Here is a 24,654-nt window from a genome sequence, read left to right as displayed (position 1 = left end):
CCGACGTCCGCACCCAGCCTGCGGCCGATGCGCGAGAGCGACCTCGATGCGGTGATGGCCATCGAGCAACGGGCGTACCCGTTTCCCTGGACCCGGGGGATCTTCCGCGACTGCCTGAAGTCGGGCTACCCGTCCTGGGTGATGACCGAACACGGCCTGGTGATCGGCTATGGGCTGCTGAGCATCGCCGCGGACGAGGCGCATGTGCTGAACATCTGCGTTGCGCCCGAGCGTCAGGGGCGGGGACTGGGTCGCCCCCTGCTGCGTGCGCTGGTGAGATCGCGCGCGACCAGCGCTCGCAGCGTGTGTTCCTGGAAGTCCGGCCCTCCAATCCCGGTGCCATCGCGCTGTACCACAGCGAAGGCTTCAACGAGATCGGCCGCCGCCCACGCTACTACCCGGCCCGCGATGGCCGCGAGGATGCGCTGGTGATGGCGATCGAACTGGTCGCCGACGACATCACCACGATGCCGCCTTTGTAGGGCGGGTCTTGGCCCGCCGACGCGGCACCATGGCGAAACAGTCCAACCGTCAGCCGGGCGAACGTCGGGACCCGGCGTCTTGGCTTTCCACCCGCAAAGCCGCTGGGTCCCGGCTTTCGCCGCGATGACACCGGGCTAGAGCTTCGCGCGCTGCCCGTGCAGGGCGGCGAGCTGGCTGCTCCAGTCGGCCAGGCGCTGGCGCTCCTGGTCGACCACGGCTGGCGGCACCTTGTCGGTGAACTTGGCCAGCTTGGCCTCGCTCTTGTCCTTCTCGCCGGTCACGCGGGCGATTTCCTTGTCCAGGCGCGCGCGCTCGGCGTCCAGGTCGACCAGGCCTTCCAGCGGCACCAGCAGCTTCAATTCGCCGACCACGGCGGCGGCGGAGGCGGGCGCGTCCGCGCCGGCTTCCAGCCATGCGATGTCGTCCAGCTTCAGCAGGAACGACAGCGACGACGCGAAGCGCACGACGCGTGTGCGGTCGTGGTCGTTGCCGTCCTGCAGCAGCAATCGGATGGTCTTCGCCGGCGACACGTTCAGCTCGCTGCGCACGCGACGCAGCGCGGACACCATGGTCTTCAGCCACTCCACATCGGCGTCGGCCTGCGCGTAGTCCTGGCCGGCGAAATCGGCGGCGGTGGGATACGGGCGCAGTGACACCGTGCCGCCGTCGATGCCCAGCCTGGACACGACCTGCTGCCACAGTTCCTCGGTGACGAACGGGGTCAGCGGGTGCAGCAGGCGCAGCAGCGATTCCAGCACGTACAGCAGCGTGTGGCGGGTGCTGTCGGCCGCATCCTTGTCACTGTCATTGAGTGCAGGCCCTTCGGCCTTGCTCAGGGCAGGCTTGGCCAGTTCGACGAACCAGTCGCAGAAGTCGTTCCAGGCGAACTCGTACAGCGCCTGCGACAGCAGGTCGAAGCGGTAGGCGGCGAACTGCGCTTCGGCCTCCGCGGCAACTTTCGCGAGGCGCGCCAGGATCCAGCGTTCGGCATCCGTCTTCGGCTGCGGTGCACCGGCGGCGGCGAAGCCCTCGGTGTTCATCAGCACGAAGCGGGTGGCGTTCCACAGCTTGTTGCAGAAGTTCTTGTAGCCCTCGGCGCGGCCCATGTCGAACTTGATGTCGCGGCCGTGCGTGGCCAGCGCGGCGATGGTGAAGCGCAGCGCGTCGGCGCCGTGCGCCACGATGCCGTCCGGGAATTCCTTGCGCGTGGCCTTCTCGATCTTTTCGGCCATCTTGGGCTGCATCAGGCCGCCGGTGCGCTTGGCCACCAGGTCCTCCAGCGAGATGCCGTCGATGATGTCCAGCGGATCCAGCACGTTGCCCTTGGATTTGGACATCTTCTGGCCGTCCTTGTCGCGGATCAGGCCGGTCATGTAGACGTCGCGGAACGGCACCTGGCCGACGAAGCTGTCGGTGGCCATCACCATGCGCGCCACCCAGAAGAAGATGATGTCGAAGCCGGTGACCAGCACCGACGAGGGCAGGTAGCGGGCGAAGCCGCGTTCGGCCATCGCCTGTTCGTCAGGCCAGCCCATCGTGCTGAACGGCCACAGCTGCGAGGAGAACCACGTCTCCAGCACGTCGCTGTCCTGGGTCAGCGCGACATCGGCGGAGAGCCCGGCCTTGGCGCGCGCTTCGACTTCGTCGCGGCCGACGTAGCAGTTGCCCGCGTCGTCGAACCACGCCGGAATGCGGTGGCCCCACCAGAGCTGGCGGCTGATGCACCAGTCCTGGATGTTCTCCATCCAGTGGCGGTAGGTGTTGATCCAGTTCGGCGGCACGAACTTCACCTCACCGGACTCGACCAGTTCCAGGCCGCGCTTGGCCAGGCCGTCCATCTTCACGAACCACTGGTCGGTCAGGTAGGGCTCGATCACCTGGCCGGTGCGGTCGCCGCGCGGCACCTGCAGCTTGTGCGGCTTGGTTTCAACCAGCAGGCCGGCGTCTTCCAGATCCGCGAGGATGGCCTTGCGTGCTTCGTAGCGGTCCAGGCTGCGATATTTCTCCGGTGCGTTCTCGTTGATCGCCGCGGTGGGCGTCAGAAGGTTGATCAGCGGCAGGCCGTGGCGCAGGCCGACCTGATAATCGTTGAAGTCGTGCGCAGGCGTGACCTTGACCACGCCGGTGCCGAACTCGCGGTCGACATAGTCGTCGGCGATCACCGGGATCTCGCGGTCGGTCAGCGGCAGCTTGACCATCTTGCCGATCAGGTGCGCGTAACGCTCGTCTTCCGGATGCACCATCACCGCGGTGTCGCCGAGCATGGTTTCCGGACGCGTGGTGGCGACCACCAGCGAGCCGCTGCCGTCGGCGAGCGGGTACTCGATCGACCACAGGAAGCCGTCTTCCTCGACGTTCTCCACTTCCAGGCCCGAAATCGCGGTCTTCAGCACCGGATCCCAGTTGACCAGGCGCTGGCCGCGGTAGATCAGGCCCTGTTCGTGCCAGCGCACGAAGGCCTCGATGACGGCCTTGGACGCCTGCTCATCCATCGTGAAGGTGCTGCGCGACCAGTCGCCGGACGCACCCATGCGGCGCATCTGCCGTTCGATGGTGTCGCCGGACTGCGCCTTCCACTCCCAGACCTTGGCGATGAAGCCGTCGCGGCCCAGCGAATCGCGCGTCTCACCCTGGCCTTCCAGCGCCAGGTTCCGGCTGACCACCATCTCGGTGGCGATGCCGGCATGGTCGGTGCCCATCTGCCACAGCGTGTCGTAGCCGCGCATGCGGTGGTAGCGCACCAGTGCGTCCATCAGCGTGTGCTGGAACGCATGGCCCATGTGCAGGGTGCCGGTGACGTTCGGCGGCGGCAGCAGCACGGTGTACGGTTCGCCCTTGCCGCTGGGCTTGAAGTAGCCGGCGGCTTCCCACTGCGCGTACAGGCGGGATTCGAAGGATTTCGGGTCGTAGCTGGAGGCGAGGTCGGTCATGGGATTCCGAGGGGATGTTGGAGTCGTCATCCCGGCGACTGCCGGGATCCATCTTGATCTTGCCTTTGCGTTGTCTGGCGGGAGGCCACCGCAACGGCAAAATGGATTCCAGCCTTCGCTGGAATGACGGGTGCTACATATCGTGCTTGTTCACTTCAAAGCCGCGCGCCTTGTACTGCTTCCAGCGCTCGCGCAGCGGTTCGCGTGCGGACGGATCGGCGGGCCCCACTTCCAGCACGCGCTCGCAGGCCCCGGCGAAGGCCTCGTCGCGCAGGGTGATCACCAGCGCGCGGGCCGGCACGTCGACATCCGGCGTGGCGATCAGCACGGGCGTCAGTTCGTCCTCTTCGTCGCCGGCGATCTGGTGCGGGATGTAGGCGTCGGGATCGAACTCCCACAACAGCGCGTCCAGTGCCTCGGCCTGTGCCGCGTCACGCGCCAGAACCAGCGTCCACTGGTTGCTGTCGTAGGCCTTGCGGGCCAGTTCGCAGACCAGCTTGAGCGGCTCCTCGAGGAAGCGCGGCTTGGCGATCAGGTAGAAGTCGGCTCGTGACATAGAAGGCAGGAGTGAGTGGGGAGAAGTGAGAAGTGAGAGGGGAGCGTGCTCTGCTCACTCCTCACTTCTCTGCGCTCACTTCTCGCTGCTCCGGTCCAGCAGCCACTGGCTCAGCAGGCCGACCGGACGGCCGGTCGCCATGCCGCGCTTGCCTTCGTCGTTGGAGACGCCGGCGATGTCCAGGTGCGCCCAGCGCTGCCCTTCGGTGAAGCGGGCCAGGAAGCAGCCGGCGGTGATGGCCCCGGCCCAGCGGCCGCCGATGTTGTAGACGTCGGCGAAGGTGGATTCCAGCTGGGTCTGGTACTCGTCCCACAGCGGCAGGCGCCAGGCACGGTCGAACACGGTTTCGCCGGCGCCCAGCAGCTCGTTGCTGAGGTCGTCGTGCTTGCTCATCAGGCCGCTGGCGTAGCGGCCCAGCGCCACGATGCAGGCGCCGGTCAGCGTGGCCACGTCGACCAGTGCGGCGGGCTTGAAGCGCTCGGCGGAGGTCAGCGCGTCGCACAGGATCAGGCGGCCCTCGGCGTCGGTGTTGCCGACTTCGATCGTCTTGCCGGACATGCTGGTGATGACATCGGAGGGACGGTGCGCATTGCCGTCGATGGCGTTCTCCACCGCCGGCACGATCACCACCAGGTTCAGCGGCAGCTTCATCTTGGCCGCCGCGACGAACGTGCCGATGACGCTGCCGGCGCCCAGCATGTCGTACTTCATCTCCTCGATGCCGCCCTGGGTCTTCAGGTTCACGCCGCCGGTGTCGAAGGTGATGCCCTTGCCGACCAGCACGTACGGCCTGGCGTCGCCGCCCCCGTTCCACTTCAGCACGATCAGGCGCGGGCGGTTGGCCGAGCCGCGGGCCACGGCCAGCAGCGACCCCATGCCCAGCGCTTCCATCTGCGCCTCGTCGAGGATCTCGGCCTCGGCGCCGGTTTCGGCCGCCAGCTTCTGGGCCTGCTCGGCCAGATACGCCGGGTTGCAGATGTTCGGCGGCAGGTTGCCGAGTTCACGGGTGGTCTGCACGCCCGCGGCGATGGCCACGCCCTGCGCCAGCGCCTGGGCGTCGTCGCCGCTGACGTCGAAGCGGACCAGGCCCGGGTCGTCGTTCTTCTTCTTGCCCAGGGTGGCGGTGTAGCGGTAGCAGGCGTGGTCCGCGGCGATCACGGCCTGGCGGATCTTCCAGGCGGCATCGCGGTCCTTCACGTCCACTTCGGACAGGGTGAACAGCGCGGATTTCGCCGGGCCGGTCTTCAGCGCGCGGGCCGCATCGCCGACGGCCTTCAGGTACTGGGCCACGCCGAACTTGGCCGTTTCGCCCAGTCCCACCACCAGCACGCGCGGGGCGGCGACGCCCGGCAGGTCGTGCAGCAGGGTGGTCTTGCCCGTCTTGCCGCCGACATCGCCGCGCTGGACCAGGGCCGACAGCTTGCCGCCGCTCGCCGCATCCACGGCCTGCGCGGCCGGCGTGAGGCTCTTGTCGGCCCAGGCGCCTACCACGAGGCAGTCGACGCCGGCCTGGGCGGGGGCTTCGCGGTTCAGGGTGAATTCCAGCGTCATTGATCAGATTCCCGGTTCAGTTACGTACAATCGCGGGCCGGATGAAAGGTGGCTGGCGCCATCCCGGACCGCAGAGACCGCCGCCGCAGGTGCGGCGCACAAGCCCGAGATTGTAGATCAAGCCCTCCTGATGCCGAAGCTGGACCGCTACCTGTTCCGGGAATTCACCCAGAGTTTCCTGGCCACCCTGATCATCCTGCTGATGGTCAGCGTGGGCGGCGTGATGGCGGACCTGCTGGGCGACGTGGCGGACGGCAAGGTGCCGGCCCGCCTGCTGCTGTCCCAGCTGGGCCTGCAGTTCCTCAACTACATGCCCTACATCATCCCGCTGGCGCTGATGCTGGGGCTGCTGCTGGCGTTCTCGCGCCTCTATCGGGATTCGGAAATGGCGGTGCTGACGGCGGCCGGCATCGGCCCGCGCCGCCTGCTGCGGCCGCTGCTGATGCTGGGGGTGCCGGTGGGGGGGATTGTCGGCCTGTGCTCGCTGTGGCTGGGCCCATGGGCGCTGCGCACCGCGCCGACCATGCTGGAACACGCCAACCGCAGCCTGGTGGTCTCGGGCCTGGACGCCGGCAAGTTCACCGTGCTGTCCAGCGGCGCGGTGGTCTACGTGAGCGGGCTGTCGCCGGACGGGACCGGCCTGAGCAGGGTGTTCATGCACCGGGCGAAGGACGGCCGCATCGACGTGGTGACGGCCAAGTCCGGGCAGATGTTCTTCGAGGGTGAACGCAACCGTTATCTGAGGCTGGATTACGGCTTCCGGGTCGAGGGCCCGGACGGTCCCGGCCTGGATTACCGGCTGATCCGCTACAAGGCCAATGAAGTCGCCCTGCCGGACCGCGCCGACACCCTGGACAAGGACGATCCCTCGCTGCAGCCCACCTCGAACCTGCTGGGCGACGCGCGTCCGGCCGCCAACGCGCAGCTGCACGCGCGCCTGACCCCGCCGCTGCTGGCGCTGGCGTTCGCGCTGCTGACCCTGCCGCTGTCGCGCAGTTCGCCCCGTCAGACCCGCTACGGGCGGGTGATGCTGGGCTTCCTGGCCTATCTGGTCGGCATCAGCCTGATGTTCAACGGCACCCAGTGGCTCAGCGAGGACAAGCTGCCCGGACTGGCGGGTCTGTGGTGGCTGACCCTGCCGCTGCTGGCCGCGGCGATCTGGTTCTATCTGCGTGACGGCCGGCCGTCGCGACCGCGGAGGCGCACATGAGGTTCATGCCCCGCCTGCACGACACCTACGTGGGCCAGGTGGTACTGGTCACCGTCCTGCTGGCCTGGGCGGTGCTGGTGGGCCTGGACGTGGTGATGGCGCTGTCCGGCGAGATCGGCGACCTGGGCACCGGCAACTACACCTTCGGCCATGCCGTGGCCTGGGTGCTGTACACGGTGCCGCGCCGCGCCTACACGATGTTTCCCACCGCAGCGGTGATCGGCTCGCTGATGGGGTTGGGGCAGCTGGCGGCCAGCTCGGAACTGACCGCGCTGCGTGCGCTGGGCCTGTCGCGGCGGCGGTTGAGCATTTCCGTGGCGGCAGCGCTGGCGTTGTTGACCGGCCTGATGGTGGTCAGCGGCGAAACGCTGGGCCCATGGGGCCAGCGCCAGGCCGACACACTGAAGATGAGCGCCCGCACCGGCAACGTGGCGATGGACCGTTACTCCGGGTTGTGGGCCCGCGAGGGCAACACGTTCCTCTACGCGCAGAGCGGCGAGGAGCGCGAGCAGCCGGGCGGCAAGGTGTCGCTGCAGCTGCGCGACGTGCGGATGTACGAACTGGCGGACGACGGGCGCCTGGCCTCCATCGCGCACGCCGCCATCGCCGAACACCTGGACGGCTACTGGCTGCTGAAGAATGTCCGCCGCACGACCTTCAACGAGCGCTCCGCCACCCAGACCACCGTGCTGGGCGAGCGCTGGGAATCGGAACTGGACGCTTCGGTGCTGTCGTCCAGCCTGGTGCGGGCGCGCAACATGCCCAGTCACGAGCTGAGCCAGAACATCGATTACCGCAAGCGCAACGGACTGGACGCGCGCGACTACGAGGACCAGTACTGGGCGCGCTGGTTCTATCCGCTCAACGTGCTGGCGCTGTGCCTGGCCGCCATTCCCTTCGCCTTCGGCAGCCTGCGCAGCGGCGGCATGGGCAAGCGGCTGTTCCTGGGCATCGTGTTCGCGGTGGGCTTCTGGGTGCTGCAGACCATGTTCGTGCGCCTGGCGGGCGCCTTCCGGCTGGACTACCGCATCGCCTATGCGATTCCGCCGTTCGCACTGCTGGGCATTTCGTGGCTGCTGTTCCGGCGACGCAGCCGCTGAGGCGGCGTCAGGCGCGCTTCGGCAGCCGGACCATCCGCGTGCCGCTGTAGCGGTCGTGGAACGTCAGACGGTCCCGATCCAGCCAAGCCCACCAGAAGCCCAGGCCCCCCGCGAGCGTGGACAGCGTCGCCAGCGCATAGCGGCGCCACAGCGTGGCGAGTGACGGCGCGCCACCGTCGGGTGCGGTCACTTTCAGCCGCCATGGCCGCATGCCCAGCGTCTGTCCGCCGCGCAGCCAGCTGAAGGTGGCGTACAGGCCGGCGACACCCCAGCAGCAGGCCCACAGCAGCCACCACATCGGGCTGAAGGGCTCGATGTTGTGGCGGACGTCGCCGCTGATCACCACGTCGACCAGGACGAACGGGATGGCCACGGCCAGCCACATCGCCAGCACCGGCCAGACGTCGTAGAGCAGGGCGAGCAGGCGCCAGCCGATCAGGGCGCGGGGTTTTTCAGGGGTAGAAGCGGGTGCGGATTTCATCGCGACAGGATACCGGCTACGCCCGTTCGACTCCTGTGGGAGCGACGTGAGTCGCGAAGACCCGGCCCCTCTCGCTGGAACAGCGGGGTTGTGGACGACGCCGCAGACATCGGTCCTCAGCATCGATCGCGTCCCACTCCCCGCTTCGCGACTCACGTCGCTCCCACAAGACCGGGGACGCATCGCCTAAGCTTGCCGCATGACTGCCCGCACGCCCGCCGAACGCCGCCAGCAGGCGAGCGCCCTGCCTCCGGTCCCGGATACGGATGCCGCCGATATCGCCGCCTTCCTCGATGCGATCTGGGCCGAGAGCGGACTGGCCCGGCCCACGCTGGACAGCTACCGGCGCGACCTGGAGGGCTTCGCCCGCTGGCGCGACGGCCGCGGGGGCGGACTGGCCGCGACCGATCGCGCGGGCCTGTTCGACTACCTGGCCTGGCGGACCCGCCAGGGCTATTCGCCGCGCAGCAACGCCCGCCTGCTGTCGGCCCTGCGGGCCTTCTTCGCCCATCGGCTGCGTCAGGGGCTGCGGCGTGACGATCCGACCGCCCTGCTGGATCCGCCGCGCCTGCCGCGCTCACTGCCCAAGGCGCTGGCCGAAAGCGAAATCGACGCGCTGCTGGCTGCGCCGGACACCGCCACGCCGCTCGGCCTGCGCGACCGCGCGATGCTGGAACTGATGTACGCCGCCGGCCTGCGCGTCAGCGAGCTGGTCCACCTGCCGGCCACCGCGGTCAACCTGCGCCAGGGCGTGCTGCGGGTCACGGGTAAGGGCAGCAAGGACAGGCTGGTGCCCTTGGGTGAGGAATCGCAGCACTGGCTGGAAACCTACCTGGCGCAGGCGCGTCCCGCCCTCGCCGGGAAACGCAGCGTGCCGTCGCTGTTCCTCGGCACGGGGGGCGAACCGCCGACCCGGCAGCAGTTCTGGGCCCTGGTCAAGCGGTACGCGGCGGTGGCCGGCATCGATCCTGTCCGCATCAGCCCGCACGGACTGCGGCACAGCTTCGCCACCCATCTGCTCAACCGCGGCGCCGACCTGCGCGCCCTGCAACTGCTGCTGGGACACAGTTCGCTGTCGACCACGCAGATCTACACCCTGGTGGCGCGCGAACACCTCAAACAGCTGCACGGCCGCCATCACCCGCGCGCATGAACCCGGTCACGCTTGCGGCCGGTTAAGCCGGCCGCCCGTCGCCGTGTGCCAGAATCGGCACCTCTCTCCGCCACCTGCCGCGCCGCGGCTCCACCGGATGCTCCTGATGCCCCGCCTGATCACCGCCGCCCTGCTGGGCGCCCTCAGCCTGACCGCGTGCGCGCAGGCCCCGCAAGCGCCTGCCGCCGACAAGCCGGCTGCGGCCAAGCCCGCGACGGCGTCGACCGCCGCCAGCGGCTCGGCAGAGGACCGCGCCCGGGCCGCGATCGCCAAGCTCAACCCCCGTGCCAAGGTGGAATACGTGGGTGCGGCGCCGCTGCCGGGCTTCCGAGAGGTCATTGCCGGCGGCCAACTGCTCTATGTCAGCGATGACGGCCGCTACCTGATGCAGGGCGCCGTGCTCGACCTGGAGGCGCAGGAAGACCTGATGCAGAACAGCCCCGCGCTGGCCGAGCATCGTCGCAAGCTGATCGCCACCATCCCGCACGCCGAACGCATCGTGTTCGCGCCGCCGAATGCCAAGTACACCGTCACCGTGTTCACCGCCATCGAATGCGGCTATTGCCGCAAGCTGCACGGCGAAGTGGGCGAGCCCAACCGCCTCGGCATCGCCGTGGAATACCTGGCGTTCCCGCGCATGGGCCTGGGCAGCCAGGACCACAAGGACATGATCTCGGTCTGGTGCTCGCCCGACCGCAAGCGCGCGCTGACCGATGCCAAGGCCGGCAAGCCGGTCGCCCCGCGCGACTGCAAGAACCCGGTGACGATGGAGTACGACGTCGGCCAGCGGGTAGGCGTGAGCGGCACCCCGGCCATCTACTCGGCCGAAGGGGTCCAGCTGGGCGGCTACCTGCCGCCGGCCGCCCTGCGGGCCAAACTGGACGAGCTGGCGGCGAAAAAGGCCCCGGCCGCCGCCGCAGGCGCCGCACCCTGACGCCAGGGAAGCCGGCCCCGGGCCGGCTTCGCTACAATAGCGGGCCCCGTCCTGACGGCACGCCCCCACGGTTCCCGGACATGATCGTCCTCGAAGGCCAATCGGCCTTGTCGCATTTCCGCCGCGCGCGGCTCGAATCCAAGCTCCAGTCCATCGCCCCCGCCGTCCGTGTCCGCGGCGCCTGGCACGTGTATTTCGTCGAGGCGGACCCGGGCGCCAGCCCGGACCTGGCCACGCTGCGGCGCGTCCTGCAGGCCAATGAGGGCGATGCCCCGCAGGCGGACGGCGCGGTCTCCCGCTTCGTCACCCCGCGCCTGGGCACGCTATCGCCGTGGGCCAGCAAGGCCACCGAGCTGCTGCGTGGCGCCGGCCAGCCGGTGAAGCGCGTCGAGCGCGGCCTGCGCATCGACCTGGAAGGCTGGGATGATGCGTCGCCGGCGCTGGCCAAGGCGCTGCACGACCCGATGACGCAGTCCCTGCTTGCCAGCCGCGAGCAGGCGCAGGCGCTGTTCACCGCGCCCGCGCGCGGCGAACTGGAGCGTATCCCGCTGGCGCAGCTGGAGGTCGCGAACGCGCGCCTGGGCCTGGCGCTGGCCGAGGACGAGATCGACTACCTGCGCACGCGCTACGCCGAGCTGGGCCGCGATCCGTCCGACGTCGAGCTGATGATGTTCGCGCAGGCCAACTCCGAGCACTGCCGGCACAAGATCTTCAACGCCAGCTGGACCATCGACGGCAAGGAGCAGGACCGTTCCCTGTTCCGGATGATCAAGCACACCCACGCGCAGACGCCGGAGCACACGCTCAGCGCCTACAGCGACAACGCGGCCGTGCTGGAAGGCTACCCGGCCGCGCGTTTCCGCCCGGACGGCAGCGGCCAGTACCGGATCGAGGCGAGCGTCGACTCGGCGTTCTGCATCAAGGTGGAAACGCACAATCACCCCACGGCGATCGCGCCGTTCCCTGGCGCCAGCACCGGCGCCGGCGGCGAGATCCGTGACGAAGGCGCCACCGGCCGGGGTGGCAAGCCCAAGGCTGGCCTGACCGGCTTCTCGGTCTCGCACCTGCGCATTCCCACGCTGCCCCAGCCCTGGGAGGCGCCGCGCGCGCTGAATCCGCGCATGGCGCCGGCACTGGACATCATGCTGGACGGCCCGCTGGGCGGTGCCGCGTTCAACAACGAGTTCGGCCGGCCGAACCTGCTGGGCTATTTCCGCAGCTTCGAACTGCCGGAAGGCGAGGCGCTGACCCGCGCCTACGACAAGCCGATCATGCTGGCCGGCGGCCTGGGCGCGATCGACCGCATCCAGGTGAAGAAGAAGACGCTGTCGCCCGGCGACGCCGTCATCGTGCTGGGTGGCCCGGCCATGCTGATCGGCCTGGGTGGCGGCGCGGCCAGTTCGGTCGCCTCGGGCGAGAGCGCCGAGGATCTGGATTTCGCCAGCGTGCAGCGCGACAACCCGGAGATGGAACGCCGCTGCCAGGAAGTCATCGACCGCTGCGTGGCGATGGGCGAGGACAATCCGATCCTGTGGTTCCATGACGTCGGCGCGGGCGGTCTGTCCAACGCGATCCCGGAACTGCTGCACGACTCCGGCGTGGGCGGCGTGATCGACCTGGGCAGGGTGCCCAGCGACGATCCCTCGCTGTCGCCGATGCAGCTGTGGTGCAACGAATCGCAGGAACGTTACGTGCTGGGCGTGCCACAGGCGCGGCTGGCCGAATTCGCGGCGATCTGCGAACGCGAGCGCTGCCCGTTCGCGGCCGTCGGCGTGGCCACGGAACAAGAACACCTGGTCGTCGCCTACGGCGCCACCCCCGGCAATATTCCGGCCGATGCCCCCATCGACCTGCCGATGGACGTGCTGTTCGGCAAGCCGCCGAAGATGCATCGCGACACGGCGCATCCGGCCCCGCCGAAGTGGCCCGCGCTGCAGACCGCGGCACTGGACCTGCATGAAGCCGGCCTGCGCGTGCTGGCGCATCCGACCGTGGCCGCCAAGCAGTTCCTGATCACCATCGGCGACCGCAGCGTCGGTGGCCTGACCGCACGCGACCAGCTGGTCGGTCCGTGGCAGATGCCGGTGGCCGACTGCGCCATCACGCTGAGCGGCTACGAAGGCTTTGTCGGCGAAGCGATGGCGATCGGCGAGCGCACCCCGCTGGCGCTGCTCGATGCCGCCGCCGCCGCCCGCATGGCGGTGGGCGAAGCCATCACCAACCTGTGCGCCGCGCCGGTGGAATCGCTGCATCGGGTGAAGCTGTCGGCCAACTGGATGGCCGCCTGCGGACACCCGGGCGAAGACGCCCTGCTGTTCGATGCGGTGAAGGCTGTCGGCATGGAACTGTGTCCGGAACTGGACATCAGCATCCCGGTCGGCAAGGACTCGCTGTCGATGCAGGCGCAATGGCACAGCGCCGGCCAGGCGCAGAAGTCGGGGTCGCCGGTCTCGCTGATCATCAGCGCGGTCGCGCCCGTCACCGATGTGCGCCAGCAGCTGACGCCGCTGCTGTCGCGCGAAGACGACAGCGAGCTGTGGCTGATCGGCCTGGGTGCGGGCAAGAAGCGGCTCGGCGGTTCCGTCCTGGCGCAGGTGTATCCGCAGTCGGGCGGCGATGGCGCATGGCCTGCGTTCGCCGGCGACGGTCGTGACGAAAGCGTGCCGGACCTGGACGATCCGCAGCGTCTGCGCGACTTCTTCCACCTGATCGCCGATGCGCGCGAAGCCGGCCTGCTGCTGGCCTACCACGACCGCAGCGACGGCGGCGCGTTTGCCACGCTGTGCGAAATGGCGTTCGCCTCGCATCGCGGGCTGGACATCAATCTGGACGGGTGGGGCGACGACGCGTTCCGCACGCTGTTCGCCGAAGAGCTGGGCGCGGTGGTGCAGGTCGCCGACGAGGATCGCGCGGCCTTCGCCGACCTGGTCGAGCGCCACGCGCTGACCGAATGCGCGCAGCGCATCGCGCGCCCGACGACGGCCGCCGTGGTGCGCGTGCAGCAGGATGGCGACGTGCTGGCCGAATGGCGCTGGGAAGAACTGTTCGATGCCTGGTGGTCGGTCACCCATGCCATGCAGAAGCTGCGCGACAACCCGGAGGCTGCCGACCAGGAACGCGAGACCGCGCGCCAGTTCGGACGCACCGGCCTGAAACCGAAGCTGTCGTTCGATGCCGCCGAGGATGTCGCGGCGCCGTTCATCGCCACGGGCAAGCGCCCGAAGGTGGCGATCCTGCGCGAGCAGGGCGTCAACGGCCAGATCGAGATGGCCTCCGCGTTCACCCGCGCCGGCTTCGACGCGTTCGACGTGCACATGAGCGACCTGATCGCGGGCCGTGTGTCGCTGGCGGACTTCAGCGGCCTGGCTGCCTGCGGCGGTTTCAGCTACGGCGACGTACTGGGCGCGGGGCGTGGCTGGGCGACCTCCATCCTGGAGCGCAATGCGCTGCGCGATGCCTTCGCGACGTTCTTCGCGCGGACCGACACGTTCTCGCTGGGTGTCTGCAACGGCTGTCAGATGATGAGCCAGCTGAAGGACATCATCCCGGGCGCGCAGCACTGGTCGGTGTTCCTGCGCAACCAGAGCGAACAGTTCGAAGCGCGCACGGCGCTGCTGGAAGTGCAGGAGTCGCCGTCGGTGTTCTTCCGCGGCATGGCCGGCTCGCGCATCCCGGTGGCGGTGGCGCACGGCGAAGGCCGCGCCTCGTTCGCCAGCGCGGTCGACCAAGCCGCGGCGCACGTCGCACTGCGCTACGTGGACGGCGATGGCGTGGTCGCGACGGCGTATCCGCTCAATCCCAACGGCTCGCCCGACGGCATCACCGGCCTGACCAGCGACGACGGCCGCGCCACCATCCTGATGCCGCACCCCGAGCGCACGCCGCGCACCGCCAACCACAGCTGGCATCCGCCCGGCTGGCCGGAAGACTCGCCGTGGCTGCGCATGTTCCGCAACGCGCGGGTGTGGGTGGGGTGAGCAGACGCTGATGGTTTCCGATCCGGGTGCTCACGGGCGGTCCCGGACCGGACGATATTGGTCCTCATCGCCAAACGCTTCGCCTTTCGGGTCGATGTTGGCGCACAGCCTGCCATCGCACAGGGTCACATCGGCAGCGTCATAGGCTTTGAGCAGTTGCGCCGATAGCTGGTGGCGGCGGATCTCGTCGTAGTAGTGGCTGGAAAGCCAGCCGCCGCCCAGAACGAGCAGGGCGAGACTGGCGAGACAGACGCCGACGACCTTCCATAGCAGATGCCGATGGAGGGTGCGCGCGGCGTGGATCTGCGCCGCCAGTGCATGCGAGGCTTGCCGTACATCCTGTCCCGACGTTTCCAGACGTGTCTGGTAGATCGAGACGGATTGTCCGATGCCTGCATCGACGGCACTCACGACACTGCCCCGCAGATGCTGCATTTCCGTATCGGCAGCCCGACGGAGCGTTTCAGGCAATTGTTGCGAGAGCTCGTGGAGCTGCCGATGCGCAGCCTGCAAGCTGCCCTCGATCTGCTGTGTACGGCGTTCGAACCGCTCCATGAGAGCTGACACACTGGCGACGAGGTCGGTGATCCGGTCGGTGTCCATCCTGCTTTCCTTGGCAACGTTAGCGTCAGATCGAGCGTGCGATGCCGGCCGACACCGCGACCTGCCTCTGCTCCGCACTTTGTTGCTCGGCGACCTGTGCCAGCAGCACTTGCTGTCGTTCTTCGGCATCCCCCTGGGCCGTCGCAGTCGCCCTTACCCGCCTCGCATGTGGATCGTCGGCTGCAACCTGAGTCATCCGGCGGAAGCCGCCCAGGTCGCCGGCGTCGTAGGCGGCCACCATGCGGTCGATGTAGGCGAGGGGGTCATCGCGTAGCGAGACCGGCGACGGTGTGGAATCGCTGGCAGGCCGCGAGGGCCAGCCACTTCCGTGCTCCGGCTTGCACCGGCTGTCTTCCCGCGTGGGGGCGCGGCGAAGATCCTGTATCCGCCCGTCGATCTGCTCCAGGGGGCTGCCGGCACCGTCCCGATAGATCAGCGGTCGATCGGGCGGCACGAAGTCGCGATTTCTCTCGTCCGTCACGCGTTGCGCCGCCAGTCGAAGCTCCCTCAGCTCGTCGTGAACTTCGTTGCCCATCAGGCCGTGCCGCACCTTCTGCATCACGTACTGGGAGCCGATCGCGGACGTGTAGGCGATGCCCGCGCCGCTGAGCTTCGTCGCCAGCGCCACGTCCTCCGCAGCCGAGCGGATGCTCTCCCGGTAGGCATCGAAGTCGGGCTTGTGTTGCTCGTAGATTGCGCGGTTCTCACTGTTGATGATCGTGCTGGGACCATAGATGGCGAGTTCTTCCGGCTTGCGCTGTCCGCTGTGGAACTGGACCGCACCGTGTGTCGTATCCGGACCCAGTTCGCGCAGATCCTGGATCAGGTCCCACCGGTTCTGCTGGCTGGGCAAGGGGCCATGCCTGAGCAGGGTGTCTACATCCTGCTGCGTGGCGTATACGCGGACCTCGCCGAAGTGTCGGTTCGCCGCGCCAACCATGTCAGTGGCACGGACGTGGTTGATCACTTGACTTCCGCCCACGGGCACGTCATAGAGTCCGGCTGCGCCATAAGCGTTGAACGTCTCGCCCTTGAGTCCGTACTCGTGGCACGTGACTTGGGTATGGAATCCTCCCAACGAATGTCCGGTGACGGTAACGCGGGTACCGTCTCGTTTGGCCATCTCGATGGCAAGCTCCACCAGGTCTCGGGCGTCGTCCAGTTGCTGGTTCACATCCGCCAGGACCATCTGGCCATCGGTGAGCAGTGCATCGCGGATCTTGTCGGTGTCGAACTCGGTGCCGGTGTGGGCTACTACATAATCCTTGGTGATGTTGTTTCTGAAGATGAAACCTCGGTAGCCGGAGGCTCGATTGGACTCGATAACAAGCTCAAAGGCATCCGTATCTATACCTGTACTGCCAGGATCATAGGATTTATAGGATAGCCTGGCATGGGACTCAGTGAATGTGGTCATTTCAATCCTTTATCGATGACATCCTTACCTTGTAGGAAACGGCATCGAGTTCCTTGATGAGTGCTTCATCAATGGGTGTGAAGCACGAGAAATCGTATTTATCGCGCATGTCTTTCCGGCAATAGGAAATCTTCCGGGATTGGGATGTCACTTCTGTCCGGGTGAGGCGGGGGGTCTGTGTAAGCTCATTGCCCCGGGCGAGAATCGCATTCACGCCGGTTATCTCCCACTTGCACACACCAAGCCCGTAGTAGTCCTCATTTATTGGCCAGTCGAGGAAGATGTGGCCCTTGTAGGTGCTCTCGCCCGCGCGAATGAGGGCAAATTCCTTTTTGTAGCTGGCGCCAATCGTGACGCGGGCAATCTTCTCTCTGTAGGGAAGGCAGGCCCTTGTGCTGACGCCAAAATGCGCCACGCCCGAAATTTCACGGATGTCCTGGGGCGGACCGACCAATTCCTCCGTGATCTCGTAACGCTGCGTGGGGTTCGGGTTGGTCTTCGCGACGGGTGACTCTGGGGTCTTGGAGCAGGCGCCAAGAAGAAGGGCCGCCAACGCGCAATAGCACAGCGATTTATTCACGAGTCCTTTCATGTGTTTCGATCCCTGCCTCGTGTTTCGATTTCTAGCGGTTCACCGAAGTTCATGCAATTAACATTTGAAGCGAGAGTAGTTCGAAGGTCGTCGTGAAGAGGGCGATCCTCTGTCGTTCGCCAAGGGAATGGCCGGTGTCGATAATGCGGGTTCCATCCATCTCACTGACAAGCTTTCTCTCGGGGGGCACCCCATGGGGTCTTCGCGAGGGTGTGGTTCACCGGCCCCCACCCATCAGCTGGCGTCCGGTTGACAGCCGAAGGCGACCATTGCCGCCAGCGCCCGGTCGCTGCGGCGCCGCAGGAAAATTCCCCGGAACGACGGTTCGCAGGCTGTCGACGCACGCCGACCTGATAAAGTCGGAAATCTGAAGGAGGCTCCCGTGAACGCTGCCGCGCTCGACACCCCGCTTTCCGACGACGAACGCATCGTCGCGGCCCTGTTGGCCCGCGGGCGGCTGAAGGAAGCCGACCTGGGGCGGGCGCGGCGCCTGCAGGACGAGACCGGGGGCGACCTGCTGTCGCTGCTGTCGCGCTTGGGGCTGGTGTCCGAGCGCGACCATGCGGAGACGGCCGCGGAGGTGCTCGGGCTGCCGCTGGTGACGGCGAAGGACATGCCCGATGTGCCGCCCGAGTCGGTGGCGCTTTCGCTCCGTTTCCTCAAGCAGTTCCATGTCTGCCCGGTCGGTGAGGACGAAACGCACGTCGACCTGCTGATGGCGGACCCGCAGGACGCCTACGCGCGGGAAGCCGTGCGCCTGGCCACCGGTCGCGACGTGCGTGTCAGGGTGGCGCTGCGTTCGGAGATCAGCGACCTGGTCGAGCGCTATTACGGCCAGGGCCGCAGCGCAATGGGTGCCATCGTGGAGAACGCCGACGGCGAAGCCACCGCGGACCTGGACGATGTCGAGCACCTGCGCGACCTGGCATCGGAAGCGCCGGTCATCCGCCTGGTCAACCTGGTGATCCAGCGGGCGGTCGAACTGCGCGCCTCCGACATCCACATCGAGCCGTTCGAGAACCGCCTGAAGGTGCGCTACCGCATCGACGGCGTGCTGGAGGAGGGCGAGAGCCCGCCCGCCAACCTGACCGCCGCGGTGATCAGCCGCATCAAGATCATGGCGCGGCTCAACATCGCCGAGCGCCGCCTGCCGCAGGACGGCCGCATCATGCTGCGCGTGCAGGGCAAGGAACTGGACCTGCGCGTCAGCACGGTGCCCACTGCCCACGGCGAAAGCGTGGTCATGCGCCTGCTCGACCGCGAGACGGTCGTGTTCGATTTCAAGAAGCTGGGCTTCACCGATGCCTTCCTGCCTCAGTTCCAGAAGGTGCTGCAGCAGCCGCACGGCATCCTGCTGGTCACCGGCCCCACCGGCTCGGGCAAGACCACCACGCTGTACACCGCGCTGAGCAAGCTCAACACGCCGGACGTGAAGATCATCACCGTCGAGGATCCGGTCGAATACCAGATCGAGGGCATCAACCAGATCCAGGCCAAGCCGCAGATCGGGCTGGACTTCGCCCACGCGCTGCGCAGCATCGTCCGCCAGGATCCGGACATCATCATGATCGGCGAAATGCGCGACCTGGAAACCGCGCGCATCGCCATCCAGTCCGCGCTCACGGGCCACCTGGTGCTCAGCACGCTGCACACCAACAACGCGGCCGGCGGCATCACCCGCATGCTGGACATGGGGGTGGAGGACTACCTGATGACCTCCACCATCAACGGCATCCTGGCCCAGCGCCTGGTGCGCCGGCTCGAGCCCACGCACGCGGAGAAGTACGCCGCCTCGCCCGAGGAAATCGAGAAGTTCGGGCTTCGCCGCTTCCAGCCGCAGGGCGAGATCTTCCTGTACCGCCCGCGCGGCTCGGCCATCGCGCCGACCGGCTACCTGGGCCGCACCACCATCGTCGAGTTCCTGGTGATGAACGACGAGATACGCCGCGCCATCATGCGCCACGCCGGCATGGGCGAGATCGAACAGCTCGCGCGCGACGCCGGCATGCAGACCATGTACGAGGACGGCATCGCCAAGGCGCTGGCCGGCGAGACGACGATCGAGGAAGTGCTGCGCGTCACCGAGGAGGGTTGAGCCATGGCGAAGGACTGGGTGCGGATCTGCCTGTTCGCGGCGGCGCTGGTGCTGCTGCCCGTCGCCGCGAAGGACAAGCCGGCGCGCACGCTGGCCCGCGCCGAACTGCCGCCGGGCTTCGCCATCGGCAGCGGTTCTCCGGCCTTGGCCCTGCAGGTGGACGTCGTCGGCGGCAAAGTGGTGTCCTGGGCGCCGGCGCAGGCGGGCGCGGGCAACCTGCGCGGGACCCGCAGCGGCGACGCCGGCCAGACCACGCTGATGGTCTCCAGCACGTTGCCGGATGCGATCAAGTTCGACCTCTACGTCTCCACCGATGGCGAACGTTTCGAATACGCCAGCACCTGCGGCGTGACGCCGGGCGTGTCCTCGTTCGAGATGTGGGAACGGCCGATCACGCTGTTCGCGATGGGCAATCCGCGGGTGCTGCCGAAAGGGCGCATGGACTGCGACTGAGCCGCGGATATCCCGCAAGGAAAGGGCCCGGTATCGCCGGGCCCTTCTTCTTTGCGCGACCGTGGTTTACAGGTCGATACCGAAGCCCACGCCGGCCGACTTCTCGTCGCCGCTGAACGCGCCACCGATGCTGAAGGACGCGCGGTCGCCGATCGGCTTGGAGTAACCCACCGACAGCGCGTTCTCGCCGTTCTGCCAGCCGGCACCCACGGCGACCCGTCCGCGCGTGCTGCGGCTGCCGGCGGCATTGATGGCCATGTTCAACATCGCCGAACTCATGGCACCCATCCTGTCCAGTCGGCGGTCCTGCTCCGAGAACCGGCGGTTGACGTCACCCCGGAAGGCGTTGAAGTCGTCCTCCAGCGCCTTGACCTGGAAGTCGGCGTAAGCCTTGGCACTGGCCAGCGTGCTCGCCGAGGACTGGTCGGTGTAGGACTGTGCGCTGCTGAGCGTGTTGGCGTCGCCCGCATCGGCGTAGGATGCGGCCGCGGCCGGCACGTCCGCTGCCGCGGTGGCGTCGGTCGGTGCCGCGACCGCAGGCTGGCCGCTGGCCACGGCGCCGCTGCTGGCGACATCCGTCGTCGTCGCCGTCCCCCGTGTCGGCGTCGCAGCGGCAGCGCCGGTGCCCGGCGCGGACGCCGTCTCGCCGGCGACCTGACCCTGGCTGGCCTGCGTGGGCGGTGCGGCGCTGCTCGATCCGCTGTACATGCCATACAGCTCGTTGAGCTTGGCGTCGACAGCGGTGAACGCCGCGCCCACGTTGTTGTACGACGTGCCCTGGATCGTGTAGCTCGGCGCGATGAACACGCCGCCGGAGAACCCCGCGCCGCCGCCGAGCGCACTGGCCACGAAGCTCAGTTGCGACAGGTTCACCGCGTCGGTGGCCTGGGTGCCAGCCGCGACGTTGGTGACCTGGCGCTCGCTGCCCGCGCTGCCGACGGAGACGGTGTCTTCGCGGTCCGCGACGGAATCGCCACCGATCGCCACGCTGTTGTCTGCTTCGGCGCTTGCCAGGTTGCCCACCGCCACCGAATTGACGCCCTGCGCGTAGGCGCCGCCGCCCACGGCGACCGAGTAGTCGCCGGACGCCTCGGTCGGAAGGAAGCCGAAGAACGCGCCGCCGACCGCCACGCTGTTGTCGCCGCTGGCGATGGCGTTCGAACCCAGCGCGGTGCTGTCGTAGTTGCTCGCGACGGCACCGAAGCCCAGGGCGGTCGCGCTTTCCTGCGACGCTTCCGCACCGTAGCCGAACGCCGAGGCGGCGAAGGCGGATGCGCTGCTGTAGCTGCCGATCGCCGCCGATCCATCGCCCGACGCATCGCTGCGGAAACCGGCCGCCGTCGCCTGCAATCCCGACGCCGAACTCTCCGTGCCGTTGGCGGTGGCATAGGCGCCGGACGCAGAGGCCCCCGCGCCGGTGGCGGTGGCGCCGCTGTCGCTGGCGACGGCGCCTGCCCCCAGCGCGGTGGCGTCGTCGGCCGTCGCCTCCGTGCCGGCGTAGACCGGATTGCCGTCTTCATCGAGCAGCGGGTCGCCGTTCTCGTCGAACAGCGGGCGCTGCCCGCCGAGCGCGACGGCACCTGCGCCTGTCGCCTGCGCGCCTGCGCCGCTGGCGACACTGTTCTCGCCGGTCGCGGTGGCGTTGAAGCCGGTAGCCGTCGCGCCGTTGGCGATGGCGAAGGCACCGGACCCCATCGCCGTCGCACCGACGCCCTCCGCCAGGGCCGCCGAGCCGGAGGCGGTCGCGTAGTCGCCGGCCGCGGTGGCGTCGTCGCTGCCGTCGCCGGCACCGTTCGCCTTGAAGTAGCGCGTGGCGTTTTCCGACGCTTCGGCCAGCGCGTTCAACTGGTCGAGGTTCACCGCATCCGTGCCTTCCGTGCCTGCGGCCACGTTGGTGATCTGGCGTTCGGCACCCACGTCACCCACCGAGACGGTGTCGTCGCGGTCGTTCCACGAGTTGGCGCCGATCGCGACGCTGTTCGTCGCCCCCGCCACGGCGTTCACGCCCACGGCCACGCTCTCTTCGCCATCCGCGTAGCTGTTGTGGCCGAGCGCAGTGCTGTACTCGCCGGTGGCCCAGGCCCCGTTGCCGAAGGCCGAGCTGCCGGTGCCACTGGCACGTGTGTTGATGAGGCCGAAGAAGGTGGTGCCGCCCACCGCGGTGCTTTCATCGCCGCCGGCGGCGGCCCCTTCGCCGACCGCCGTCGCGCCGCTGCCGCCTGCATCGGCACCGTAGCCGAACGCCGAGGCGAAATCCCCGCCCGCGCTGCTGTAGCCGCCGACCGTGGTCGAGGCCAGTCCGCCCGCACTGCTGCGAAAGCCGACCGCCGTGGACTGCGTTTCCGCTGCCGAGGCTTCGGTGCCCAGGGCGGTGACGTAGGCACCGGACGCATTCGCACCCGCACCCACGGCGCTCGCGCCGACTTCGCCCGCGACGGCGCCCGCGCCCAGGGCCGTGGCATCGTCCGCCGTGGCTTCCGTGCTCGCGTAGACGGGATTGCCGTCCTCATCGAGCACGGGATCGCCGTTCTCGTCGAACAGCTGGCGCTGGCCGCCCAGCGCGATCGCGCCGGCACCGTTGGCCTGCGCACCCGCACCGTTGGCCACGCTGTTGCGGCCGGTGGCGGAGGCGTTGAAGCCGGTCGCGGTGGCGCCGTCGGCGATCGCGAACGCACCGGAACCGGTCGCCGTCGCACCCACGCCCTCCGCCAGCGCGGCGGAGCCGGAGGCAGTGGCGTAGTCGCCATTCGCAGTGGCGTCATCGCTGCCGTCGTTCGCCCCGTTCGCCTTGAAGTAGCGCGTGGCGTTTTCCGAGGCTTCGGCTACCGCGTTCAACTGATCCAGGCTCACCGCATCGGTGCGTTCGGTGCCGGCGGCGACGTTGGTGATCTGGCGTTCGCTGCCCACATCGCCGACCGAGACGGTGTTGTCGCGGTCCGCGGTCGAGTTGGCGCCCAGCGCCACGCTGTTGTCGCCCAGGGCCGTGCTGTAGAAGCCGACCGCGGTGCTGTTGTCGCCACTGGCCCAGGATTCCGCACCCAGTGCGGTGGCGTAGTCGCCCGGCGCGTAGGCAAAGAAGCCGGCGGCCGTGCTTTCCAGACCCGACGCTTCGGCCAGGCTGCCGGCTGCCAGACTGTAGTCGCCCGCCGCAATGGCGCCGCTGCCGAAGGCCGCCGCGCTGAAGCCGCTGGCCTGCGTGTAGACCAGCAGGCCGAAGCCAGGGATCAGGTCCGCCGGGCCGCCGACGGCGACGCTGTAGTCGCCGGTGGCCCCGCTGGCATGGCCGAAGCTGGACGCATACGATCCCGTCGCCGTGCTGCCATAGCCGAACGCGGAACTCGCTTCGCCGCTGGCTTCGCTGAGCACGCCGAACGACGCACTGCCCAGCCCCGACGCCAGGCTGCCGGAACCCACGGCCGTGGCCCCGAGGCCCGAAGCGACGGTGTTGACGGTGATCGGATTGCCGTCGGCATCGAAGCCGTCCACCTGCCCGCCGATGGCGATGCTGGAGTCGCCGCTGGCCTCGGCGCTGCTGCCGGTGGCGACGCTGTTGCTGCCGGTGGCCGTCGCGGAGAAGCCGGTGGCGGTCGCGCCGTCGCCCAATGCGAAGGCAGCGGAGCCGGTCGCGGTCGCGCCGACACCTTCGGCCAAGGCGGCCGAACCGGACGCGGTCGCGTAGTCGCCGGTGGCTGTGGCGTCGTCCGTGCCATCGGCGGCCCCATTGGCCTTGAAGTAGCGCGTGGCGTTCTCCGAGGCTTCGGCCACCGCGTTCAACTGGTCCACGTTCACCGCATCGGTGCCTTCGGTGCCGGCCGCGACGTTGGTGATCTGGCGTTCGCTACCGGCGCTGCCGACCGACACGGTGTCTTCGCGATCGGCGACCGAGTCGCCGCCGATGGCCACGCTGTTGTCGGCTTCGGCCGTGGCCAGATTGCCCAGCGCCACCGAATTGAAGCCCGGCGTGTAGGCACCACCACCGACCGCGACCGAGTAGTCGCCGGAGGCCTCGGTCGGGATGAAGCCGAAGAACGCGCCGCCGACGGCCACGCTGTTGTCGCCGCTGGCGACGGCGTTCGAACCCAGGGCGGTGGAATCGAAGTTGCTCGCCACCGCTCCGAAGCCCAGTGCCGTGGCGCTGTTGCCACTGGCTTCGGCGCCATAGCCGAACGCGGAGGCGCCGAAGTTGGAGGCACTGCTGTAGCCGCCGACGGCGGTGGCGGCGTCATCCGATGCGCCGCTGCGGAAGCCGACGGCCGTGGCCTGCGTGCCGGACGCGGTGGCTTCCGTACCGAGCGCGGACGCGTACGCACCCGACGCATTCGCGCCTGCGCCCGCGGCTGTCGCGCCGACCTCGCTGGCAACGGCGCCTGCGCCGAGGGCGGTGGCATCGTCCGCTGCGGCTTCGGTGCTGGCATAGACCGGGTTGCCGTCCTCATCGAGCACCGGGTCACCGTTCTCGTCGAACAGCTGGCGCTGCCCGCCAACCGCAATCGAACCAGCACCCGTCGCTTGCGCACCGGCGCCATTGGCAACGCTGTTCTCGCCGGTGGCCGTGGCGCTGAAGCCGGTCGCCGTCGCACTGTTCGCCAACGCAAAGGCGCCGGAGCCGGTCGCGGTCGCGCCGACGCCCTCGGCCAGCGCGGCCGAGCCGGATGCGGTGGCGTAGTCGCCGGTGGCGGTGGCGTCATCGGTGCCGTCGTTCGCACCGTTCGCCTTGAAGTAGCGCGTGGCGTTCTCCGAAGCTTCGGCCACCGCATTCAACTGATCCAGGTTCACCGCATCGGTGCCTTCGGTACCGGCGGCGACATTGGTGATCTGACGCTCGCTGCCGGCGCTGCCGACCGAGACGCTGTCCTCGCGGTCGGCAACGGAATCGCCGCCGAGCGCGATGCTGTTGTCGGCGGTCGCCGAAGCCAGGTTGCCGATGGCGGTCGCATTCGTGCCCGGCGCCCATGCGCCACCGCCGACCGCGGTCGGGGCTGTCTCTTTTTCACATCTTTCCCTCCCGACGTTCCTTCGCTCGTATAGGTCAGGCGTCGTCCGCTGCTACATGCAAACATCAATGACATCACAGTATTGAAGCGGGCAGTTGACATGTTGCAGCTTATGATCGTACGAA

General features: G+C 68.4%; 14 protein-coding genes and 2 pseudogenes. 8 read left to right on the top strand and 8 right to left on the bottom strand.

The window, feature by feature from the left end; genetic code table 11:
* The first annotated feature begins 27 nt into the window (after positions 1-27).
* A pseudogene (gene rimI / locus CSC76_RS14800) lies at positions 28-482 on the top strand (ribosomal protein S18-alanine N-acetyltransferase).
* 135 nt (positions 483-617) lie between these two features.
* On the opposite strand, the gene CSC76_RS14795 reads toward rimI, so the two are convergent.
* The 3 genes from CSC76_RS14795 to CSC76_RS14785 form a co-directional block, all read right to left on the bottom strand.
* On the bottom strand, positions 618-3,413 hold the full coding sequence (locus CSC76_RS14795) for a valine--tRNA ligase (protein WP_162110767.1): 2,796 nt from the start codon (positions 3,411-3,413) through the stop codon (positions 618-620).
* A 133-nt stretch (positions 3,414-3,546) separates the two neighbouring features.
* Positions 3,547-3,969 (bottom strand): DNA polymerase III subunit chi, encoded by a 423-nt coding sequence (locus CSC76_RS14790; protein WP_162110766.1) that lies wholly within the window; start codon positions 3,967-3,969, stop codon positions 3,547-3,549.
* 75 nt (positions 3,970-4,044) lie between these two features.
* Positions 4,045-5,520, bottom strand: a complete 1,476-nt coding sequence (locus CSC76_RS14785; RefSeq protein ID WP_162110765.1) for a leucyl aminopeptidase — start codon at positions 5,518-5,520, stop codon at positions 4,045-4,047.
* A 130-nt stretch (positions 5,521-5,650) separates the two neighbouring features.
* On the opposite strand from CSC76_RS14785, the gene lptF reads away from it, so the two are divergent.
* Both lptF and lptG read left to right on the top strand, forming a co-directional pair.
* Positions 5,651-6,730, top strand: coding sequence for an LPS export ABC transporter permease LptF (gene lptF, locus CSC76_RS14780; RefSeq protein ID WP_162110764.1), 1,080 nt, complete (start codon positions 5,651-5,653; stop codon positions 6,728-6,730).
* The gene (gene lptG, locus CSC76_RS14775; protein ID WP_162110763.1) at positions 6,727-7,830 is read left to right on the top strand and encodes an LPS export ABC transporter permease LptG; all 1,104 of its coding nucleotides are present in this window, start codon (positions 6,727-6,729) and stop codon (positions 7,828-7,830) included. The genes lptF and lptG overlap by 4 nt, the downstream gene beginning before the upstream one ends.
* Before the next feature lie 7 nt (positions 7,831-7,837).
* On the opposite strand, the gene CSC76_RS14770 is transcribed toward lptG, so the two are convergent.
* Positions 7,838-8,311, bottom strand: coding sequence for an RDD family protein (locus tag CSC76_RS14770; protein ID WP_162110762.1), 474 nt, complete (start codon positions 8,309-8,311; stop codon positions 7,838-7,840).
* A 199-nt stretch (positions 8,312-8,510) separates the two neighbouring features.
* Here CSC76_RS14770 and xerD point away from each other — a divergent pair, with 199 nt between their 5' ends.
* From xerD to purL, 3 genes are all read left to right on the top strand, one after another.
* Positions 8,511-9,464 (top strand): site-specific tyrosine recombinase XerD, encoded by a 954-nt coding sequence (gene xerD / locus CSC76_RS14765; RefSeq protein WP_162110761.1) that lies wholly within the window; start codon positions 8,511-8,513, stop codon positions 9,462-9,464.
* A 106-nt stretch (positions 9,465-9,570) separates the two neighbouring features.
* Positions 9,571-10,398 carry a disulfide isomerase DsbC N-terminal domain-containing protein gene (locus CSC76_RS14760; protein ID WP_162110760.1) on the top strand — a complete coding sequence of 276 codons (828 nt, stop codon included), beginning with the start codon at positions 9,571-9,573 and terminating at the stop codon, positions 10,396-10,398.
* A gap of 80 nt (positions 10,399-10,478) precedes the next feature.
* The gene (purL, locus tag CSC76_RS14755) at positions 10,479-14,375 is read left to right on the top strand and encodes a phosphoribosylformylglycinamidine synthase (protein WP_162110759.1); all 3,897 of its coding nucleotides are present in this window, start codon (positions 10,479-10,481) and stop codon (positions 14,373-14,375) included.
* 30 nt (positions 14,376-14,405) lie between these two features.
* Here purL and CSC76_RS14750 read toward each other — a convergent pair whose 3' ends face one another.
* From CSC76_RS14750 to CSC76_RS14740, 3 genes are read right to left on the bottom strand one after another with little or no spacing between them, the layout of a single operon-like run.
* Positions 14,406-14,978 (bottom strand): relaxation protein, encoded by a 573-nt coding sequence (locus CSC76_RS14750; protein ID WP_162110758.1) that lies wholly within the window; start codon positions 14,976-14,978, stop codon positions 14,406-14,408.
* A gap of 25 nt (positions 14,979-15,003) precedes the next feature.
* A complete protein-coding gene (locus tag CSC76_RS14745; protein ID WP_162110757.1) occupies positions 15,004-16,395 on the bottom strand; it encodes a Tle-like phospholipase domain-containing protein in 1,392 nt (463 codons plus the stop codon).
* 1 nt (position 16,396) lies between these two features.
* On the bottom strand, positions 16,397-16,987 hold the full coding sequence (locus CSC76_RS14740) for a hypothetical protein (RefSeq protein ID WP_162110756.1): 591 nt from the start codon (positions 16,985-16,987) through the stop codon (positions 16,397-16,399).
* A 382-nt stretch (positions 16,988-17,369) separates the two neighbouring features.
* Between CSC76_RS14740 and gspE the strand changes: the two genes are divergently transcribed.
* Both gspE and CSC76_RS14730 read left to right on the top strand, forming a co-directional pair.
* Positions 17,370-19,082, top strand: a complete 1,713-nt coding sequence (gene gspE, locus CSC76_RS14735; protein ID WP_162110755.1) for a type II secretion system ATPase GspE — start codon at positions 17,370-17,372, stop codon at positions 19,080-19,082.
* Between the two features lie 3 nt (positions 19,083-19,085).
* Positions 19,086-19,535, top strand: a complete 450-nt coding sequence (locus tag CSC76_RS14730) for a hypothetical protein (protein ID WP_162110754.1) — start codon at positions 19,086-19,088, stop codon at positions 19,533-19,535.
* A gap of 837 nt (positions 19,536-20,372) precedes the next feature.
* Here the strand turns inward: CSC76_RS14730 and CSC76_RS14725 are convergent.
* Positions 20,373-24,509, bottom strand: a pseudogene (locus tag CSC76_RS14725) (ESPR-type extended signal peptide-containing protein); the annotation flags it as partial.
* Between the last annotated feature and the right edge of the window lie 145 nt (positions 24,510-24,654).

The organism is Pseudoxanthomonas mexicana, assembly GCF_010093385.1.
Taxonomy (GTDB): Bacteria; Pseudomonadota; Gammaproteobacteria; order Xanthomonadales; family Xanthomonadaceae; genus Pseudoxanthomonas_A; species Pseudoxanthomonas_A mexicana.
The sequence above is the reverse complement of the archived record's forward strand: the minus strand, read 5'-3'. Positions and strand labels throughout refer to the sequence as shown.